This window comes from Nocardia salmonicida NBRC 13393 (genome assembly GCF_001613085.1).
In the GTDB taxonomy this organism is placed as follows: domain Bacteria; phylum Actinomycetota; class Actinomycetes; order Mycobacteriales; family Mycobacteriaceae; genus Nocardia; species Nocardia salmonicida.
The window spans coordinates 1-5,460 of the sequence record NZ_BDBR01000081.1 but is presented as its reverse complement, the minus strand read 5'-3'; the positions used below and the strand labels follow the sequence as shown (position 1 = coordinate 5,460).

Annotated in this window: 3 rRNA genes; all 3 read right to left on the bottom strand. The window is 55.3% G+C overall.

The features are described from left to right. Positions 1-5 precede the first annotated feature (5 nt). Positions 6-122 (bottom strand): 5S ribosomal RNA (gene rrf / locus NS1_RS38275). 136 nt (positions 123-258) lie between these two features. Further along, positions 259-3,396, bottom strand: a 23S ribosomal RNA gene (locus tag NS1_RS38270). A gap of 329 nt (positions 3,397-3,725) precedes the next feature. Then, a 16S ribosomal RNA gene (locus NS1_RS38265) occupies positions 3,726-5,244 on the bottom strand. Together the 16S, 23S and 5S rRNA genes form the textbook arrangement of a ribosomal RNA operon. Positions 5,245-5,460: the final 216 nt, after the last annotated feature.

Here is a 5,460-nt window from a genome sequence, read left to right as displayed (position 1 = left end):
GGATGTTCCGGCAGTGTCCTACTCTCCCACACCCTGTCGAGTGCAGTACCATCGGCGCAGGTGGCCTTAGCTTCCGGGTTCGGAATGGGACCGGGCGTTTCCCCACCGCTATAACTACCGTAACTCTATGAAACTGTCACACAGAGAGCCACAACCAGAAACCCACACCCTCCCTCACGGGAAAGCATGGACAACCAGTTGTTGTCTCCATGATCTGTGTGCTGTTTCAGAAACCGCACAGTGGACGCGTAACACCTTCGTAGTAAGCCCTCGGCCTATTAGTACCAGTCACCTACACCAGTTACCTGGCTTCCAATTCTGGCCTATCAACCCCATGGTCTGTAGGGGGCCTTAACCCATCAAGTGGGAGAGAAACCTCATCTTGGAACAGGCTTCCCGCTTAGATGCTTTCAGCGGTTATCCCTTCCGAACGTAGCCAACCAGCAGTGCTCCTGGCGGAACAACTGGCACACCAGAGGTTCGTCCGTCCCGGTCCTCTCGTACTAGGGACAGCCTTCCTCAAGTTTCTTACGCGCGCGGCGGATAGAGACCGAACTGTCTCACGACGTTCTAAACCCAGCTCGCGTGCCGCTTTAATGGGCGAACAGCCCAACCCTTGGGACCTACTCCAGCCCCAGGATGCGACGAGCCGACATCGAGGTGCCAAACCATCCCGTCGATATGGACTCTTGGGGAAGATCAGCCTGTTATCCCCGGGGTACCTTTTATCCGTTGAGCGACACCGCTTCCACTTGCCGGTGCCGGATCACTAGTCCCGACTTTCGTCCCTGCTCGACCTGTCAGTCTCACAGTCAAGCTCCCTTGTGCACTTGCACTCAACACCTGATTGCCAACCAGGCTGAGGGAACCTTTGGGCGCCTCCGTTACATTTTGGGAGGCAACCGCCCCAGTTAAACTACCCACCAGGCACTGTCCCTGAACCAGATCATGGTCCGAGGTTAGAAGTCCAATACGATCAGAGTGGTATTTCAACGACGACTCCACCCGAACTAGCGTCCGAGCTTCACAGTCTCCCACCTATCCTACACAAACCGTACCGAACACCAATACCAAGCTATAGTGAAGGTCCCGGGGTCTTTTCGTCCTGCCGCGCGTAACGAGCATCTTTACTCGTAATGCAATTTCGCCGAGTCTGTGGTTGAGACAGCAGAGAAGTCGTTACGCCATTCGTGCAGGTCGGAACTTACCCGACAAGGAATTTCGCTACCTTAGGATGGTTATAGTTACCACCGCCGTTTACCGGGGCTTAAATTCTCAGCTTCGCCCATAACAGGCTAACCGGTCCTCTTAACCTTCCGGCACCGGGCAGGCGTCAGTCCGTATACATCGTCTTACGACTTCGCACGGACCTGTGTTTTTAGTAAACAGTCGCTTCTCTCTGGTCTCTGCGACCCCACCCAGCTCCAACCGCAAGGGTTATCACCGGGCGTGGTCCCCCTTCTCCCGAAGTTACGGGGGCATTTTGCCGAGTTCCTTAACCACAGTTCTCTCGATCGCCTTAGTATTCTCTACCTGACCACCTGTGTCGGTTTGGGGTACGGGCCGTGTACCAGCTCGCTAGAGGCTTTTCTCGGCAGCATAGGATCACTGAATTCCCCTCAACGGGTACGCATCACCTCTCAGGCTTCATGAACGGCGGATTTGCCTACCGTTCGCCCTACAGGCTTACACCAGGTATTCCATCACCTGGCCCAGCTACCTTCCTGCGTCACCCCATCGCTTACCTACTACAGTCAGGGTCCTGTGCAGCCGTCACCCCTCTCACCCGAAGGCTCGATAAGACAACATTTGGACAGTTAGCACAACTGATTCAGCATTGGGCGCGGATACACGGGTACGGGAATATCAACCCGTTGTCCATCGACTACGCCTGTCGGCCTCGCCTTAGGTCCCGACTCACCCTGGGCGGATTAACCTGGCCCAGGAACCCTTGGTCATTCGGCGGACGAGTTTCTCACTCGTCTTTCGCTACTCATGCCTGCATTCTCACTCCCGTGGCCTCCACAGCTAGTTCACACTGCTGCTTCCACGGCCACAGGACGCTCCCCTACCCATCCCAGCACCTGGCCCCAACCACTACAGTTGAGACGGGCTATTGCTGGAATGCCGCGGCTTCGGCGGTGTACTTGAGCCCCGCTACATTGTCGGCGCAGGATCACTTGACCAGTGAGCTATTACGCACTCTTTCAAGGGTGGCTGCTTCTAAGCCAACCTCCTGGTTGTCTAAGCGACCCCACATCCTTTTCCACTTAGTACACGCTTAGGGGCCTTAGCCGGCGATCTGGGCTGTTTCCCTCTCGACTACGAAGCTTATCCCCCGCAGTCTCACTGCCACGCTCTCACACACCGGCATTCGGAGTTTGGCTGACTTCGGTAAGCTTGTAGGCCCCCTAGGCCATCCAGTAGCTCTACCTCCGGTGTGAAACACGTGACGCTGCACCTAAATGCATTTCGGGGAGAACCAGCTATCACGGAGTTTGATTGGCCTTTCACCCCTACCCACAGCTCATCCCCTCAGTTTTCAACCTAAGTGGGTTCGGGCCTCCACGACGTCTTACCGTCGCTTCACCCTGGCCATGGGTAGATCACTCCGCTTCGGGTCCATAATGTGCGACTAAAGTTTCGCCCTATTCAGACTCGCTTTCGCTACGGCTACCCCTCAACGGGTTAACCTCGCCACACACCGATGACTCGCAGGCTCATTCTTCAAAAGGCACGCCATCACCCCACACAATCAAGATTGCGAAGGCTTTGACGGATTGTAAGCGCACGGTTTCAGGTACTATTTCACTCCCCTCCCGGGGTACTTTTCACCTTTCCCTCACGGTACTAGTCCGCTATCGGTCACCAGGGAGTATTCAGGCTTACCGGGTGGTCCCGGCAGATTCACAGCAGATTTCACGGGCCCGCTGCTACTCGGGTATCTTCTACGAGAGCCGTTGAGTTTTCGTCTACGGGATTATCACCCTCTATGACGGGCCGTTCCAGACCACTTCGACTAACACAACGGTTTCTTACTCTCGCTTGATCCGGCAGAATCAAGAAAGAAGACCCCACAACACCGCATACACAACCCCTGCCGGGTATCACATGTACACGGTTTAGCCTCATCCGCTTTCGCTCGCCACTACTCACGGAATCACTGTTGTTTTCTCTTCCTGTGGGTACTGAGATGTTTCACTTCCCCACGTTCCCTCCACACACCCTATATATTCAGATGCGGGTAACACGACATCACTCGTGCTGGGTTTCCCCATTCGGAAATCCTCGGATCTCAGCTCGGTTGACAGCTCCCCGAGGCTTATCGCAGCCTCCTACGTCCTTCATCGGCTCCTGGTGCCAAGGCATCCACCGTACGCTCTTAAACACTTACTAACAAAGATGCTCGCGTCCACTGTGCAGTTCTCAAACAACACACCCAACCCGAAATCATGTTCCAAGACCTACTCGACCAAGTGGCCGGCGGTTTCTCGAAGATCCGGGAGGATCGTTATCTTGCCAGAAAGACACTCGCGTGTTCTTTCAGGACCCAACAGTGTGTCGATATATTCACCGCGATATCGGACTGAGCCGACACCATGATGCGAAGAAGTTTGTCAGCGTTCCACCCATGAGCTCCAGCCGGACCACGAATGGGTCCGAAACTGTCTCTGCCAGCAGCGATCTCGACTCTTCGAGACACTCACTGGAGAATTGCTCCTTAGAAAGGAGGTGATCCAGCCGCACCTTCCGGTACGGCTACCTTGTTACGACTTCGTCCCAATCGCCGATCCCACCTTCGACGGCTCCCTCCCACAAGGGGTTAGGCCACCGGCTTCGGGTGTTACCGACTTTCATGACGTGACGGGCGGTGTGTACAAGGCCCGGGAACGTATTCACCGCAGCGTTGCTGATCTGCGATTACTAGCGACTCCAACTTCACGGGGTCGAGTTGCAGACCCCGATCCGAACTGAGACCGGCTTTAAGGGATTCGCTCCACCTCGCGGTATCGCAGCCCTCTGTACCGGCCATTGTAGCATGTGTGAAGCCCTGGACATAAGGGGCATGATGACTTGACGTCGTCCCCACCTTCCTCCGAGTTGACCCCGGCAGTCTCTCACGAGTCCCCGCCATTACGCGCTGGCAACATAAGATAAGGGTTGCGCTCGTTGCGGGACTTAACCCAACATCTCACGACACGAGCTGACGACAGCCATGCACCACCTGTACACCGACCACAAGGGGGCCTACATCTCTGCAGGTTTCCGGTGTATGTCAAACCCAGGTAAGGTTCTTCGCGTTGCATCGAATTAATCCACATGCTCCGCCGCTTGTGCGGGCCCCCGTCAATTTCTTTGAGTTTTAGCCTTGCGGCCGTACTCCCCAGGCGGGGTACTTAATGCGTTAGCTACGGCACGGAGTCCGTGGAAGGAGCCCCACACCTAGTACCCACCGTTTACGGCATGGACTACCAGGGTATCTAATCCTGTTTGCTACCCATGCTTTCGCTTCTCAGCGTCAGTTACTTCCCAGAGACCCGCCTTCGCCACCGGTGTTCCTCCTGATATCTGCGCATTTCACCGCTACACCAGGAATTCCAGTCTCCCCTGAAGTACTCTAGTCCGCCCGTATCGCCTGCAAGCTTAAGGTTGAGCCCCAAGTTTTCACAAACGACGCGACGAACCGCCTACAAGCTCTTTACGCCCAGTAATTCCGGACAACGCTCGGACCCTACGTATTACCGCGGCTGCTGGCACGTAGTTGGCCGGTCCTTATTCTACAGGTACAGTCACTTGCGCTTCGTCCCTGTCAAAAGCGGTTTACAACCCGAAGGCCGTCATCCCGCACGCGGCGTCGCTGCATCAGGCTTTCGCCCATTGTGCAATATTCCCCACTGCTGCCTCCCGTAGGAGTCTGGGCCGTGTCTCAGTCCCAGTGTGGCCGGTCACCCTCTCAGGTCGGCTACCCGTCGTCGCCTTGGTGAGCCGTTACCTCACCAACAAGCTGATAGGCCGCGGGCCCATCTCGCACCGATAAATCTTTCCACCTGAAGTCATGCAACCTCAGGTCGTATCCGGTATTAGACCCGGTTTCCCAGGCTTATCCCGAAGTGCAAGGCAGATCACCCACGTGTTACTCACCCGTTCGCCGCTCGTGTACCCCGAAGGGCCTTACCGCTCGACTTGCATGTGTTAAGCACGCCGCTAGCGTTCGTCCTGAGCCAGAATCAAACTCTCCGTTGAAGACTCTCGAAACAACCCTCCCAAGGGGAGAGCGAATCAAAATTATCTAACTAGAGTCCGAAAACCTAGCAAAACAAAACACCAGCAAAAAGATTCGCTGTTGTTCAATGTCCAACCTCCCACGACCGGGGGGTACATGAAAGATTGGAACCAATAATAATTATTGGCACTGACATTCATCGACACACTATTGAGTTCTCAAAGAACACACGCACA